This is a genomic window from Thermus arciformis (assembly GCF_900102145.1).
In the GTDB taxonomy this organism is placed as follows: Bacteria; Deinococcota; Deinococci; order Deinococcales; family Thermaceae; genus Thermus; species Thermus arciformis.
This window is the reverse complement of record NZ_FNBC01000080.1, coordinates 1-2,033: the sequence shown is the minus strand read 5'-3', so window position 1 is coordinate 2,033 and position 2,033 is coordinate 1. Positions and strand designations below refer to the sequence as shown.

General features: G+C 65.7%; 1 protein-coding gene and 2 pseudogenes. 2 read left to right on the top strand and 1 reads right to left on the bottom strand.

Going from position 1 to position 2,033, the window contains the following annotated elements:
• Window positions 1-479, top strand: a pseudogene (locus tag BLP62_RS13370) (hypothetical protein); the annotation flags it as partial.
• A 157-nt stretch (window positions 480-636) separates the two neighbouring features.
• A complete protein-coding gene (fba, locus tag BLP62_RS13365; protein WP_093008754.1) occupies window positions 637-1,554 on the top strand; it encodes a class II fructose-1,6-bisphosphate aldolase in 918 nt (305 codons plus the stop codon).
• A 154-nt stretch (window positions 1,555-1,708) separates the two neighbouring features.
• On the opposite strand, the pseudogene BLP62_RS13360 reads toward fba, so the two are convergent.
• Window positions 1,709-1,930: pseudogene (locus BLP62_RS13360) on the bottom strand (Uma2 family endonuclease); the annotation flags it as partial.
• Between the last annotated feature and the right edge of the window lie 103 nt (window positions 1,931-2,033).

Genomic DNA, 2,033 nt, shown 5'->3' with positions numbered 1-2,033 from the left:
TCCAGGAGGGCCCACTCCGCATCGCTGAGGTCGCTGGGGTAAGATCGTCTAGAGCTCACCCCTCAAGGATACCATCCTTTTACGACAGCCTCTTAGACGCCTGGCGCACCATCAACCGCATCATTGAGTTCTTCCCCCTGCACGAGCACCAGCAGGTGCGCATCCTCCTCGCCGAGTCCCTCCTCGGGATCCTCTCCCAGAGACTTCTTCCCCGGGCGGACGGGCAGGGGCGGGTCCTGGCCCTGGAGGTCCTCATCGCCACCCCTTACGTGCGGGAGCTCATCAAGGACGAGGACAAGACCCCCCAGATCAAGGAGGCCATGATGGAGGGGGCCATCCACGGCATGCGCACCTTTGACCAGCACCTGGTGGAGCTCTACACCGAGGGCCTCATCTCCCTGGAGGACGCCCTCTCCGCCGCCACCAGCCCCCACGAGTTCCGGCTTCTCCTCACCAAGGCCACGGGGCAGGCTTATTAAGTACCCCGCTCTGGCGCAAGCCAGAGCGGGGGCCCCAAAAGGATCTTCCCAAGCCTTATTTCGGGCAACCCGTGTTGCGAAATCAACGTGCAGCCACTCAGGACGGGGTTTCCACGCTTCCATAAGGGGGCGGGTATAATCCCGGGTGGAGGCGCTTATGCTGGTCACCGGTTTGGAGATCCTGAAGAAGGCGCGGGCGGAGGGCTATGGCGTGGGGGCCTTCAACACGAACAACATGGAGTTCACCCAGGCCATCCTCGAGGCCGCCGAGGAGCTTAGGAGCCCCGTGATCCTCGCCCTCTCCGAGGGGGCGATGAAGTACGGGGGCCGGGCCCTCACCCGCATGGCCGTGGCCCTGGCCCAGGAGGCCCGGGTGCCCGTGGCCATCCACCTGGACCACGGCTCTAGCTACGAGAGCGTCCTCAAGGCCCTCAGGGAGGGCTTCACCAGCGTCATGATTGACAAGTCCCACGAGGACTTTGAGACGAACGTCCGGGAGACCAAGCGGGTGGTGGAGGCGGCCCACGCCGTGGGGGTCACGGTGGAGGCGGAGCTGGGGCGGCTCGCCGGCATTGAGGAGCACGTGGCCGTGGACGAGAAGGACGCCCTCCTCACCAACCCCGAGGAGGCCCGGATCTTCATGGAGCGCACGGGGGCCGACTACCTGGCGGTGGCCATCGGCACGAGCCACGGGGCCTACAAGGGGAAGGGGAGGCCCTTCATTGACCACCCCCGGCTCGCCCGCATCGCCGAGCTCGTCCCGGCCCCCCTCGTCCTCCACGGGGCAAGCGCCGTGCCCCAAGAGCTCGTGGAGCGCTTCCGGGCCGCGGGGGGCGAGATCGGGGAGGCCGCGGGCATCCACCCCGAGGACATCAAGAAGGCCATCTCCTTGGGCGTCGCCAAGATCAACACCGACACCGACCTGCGCCTCGCCTTCACCGCCCTCATCCGGGAAGCCCTGGGGAAAAACCCCAAGGAGTTTGACCCCAGGAAGTACCTGGGCCCCGCCCGGGAGGCGGTGAAGGAGGTGGTGAAAAGCCGCATGGAGCTTTTCGGCTCCGTGGGGAAGGCTTAATACCACCCCATGCCGGCCTAAGCCGGCATGGGGGCCCCAAAAAGACTTTCCCGAAGTTCCACCCTTGGCGCCCCATGTGGGGAAACAGGGGTGCGGGCGCTTAGTCCCCAGGGGACCCGTAGTCTTTGGGGCGGAGGAGGGCCAGGTGGGGCTAGGGCTCGGAGTGGGGAGGGATGCAGATGGGGTTTTGCGGCCAGACCACGGCCCGGTCCCCCAGGGCCTCCGTGAAGATGCGGTTAAGCCGGGCCACGCTCCAGGCGTGCTTGGGGCCGATGGGGCCCATCCGGTAGACCTCCCCTCCCAAAAGCTCCACGTCCCGTACCCCCCGGAAGAGCCTCTCGTACTCCTCCAGGCCGAATCGGTACCGGGTGGCCATGGCTATAGCGTAACCCAAGTTGCTACCTATCCCCTGGATCTGAAAAAATAGTGGCCGCTATGCTTTCCCGTCTCATAGCGGCCTTTTGCATTATAGACGACGC

What these genes read in the sequence shown, in the direction of transcription:
- fba (WP_093008754.1), top strand. Translation starts at nt 637, where the DNA reads ATGCTGGTCACCGGTTTGGAGATCCTGAAGAAGGCGCGGGCGGAGGGC.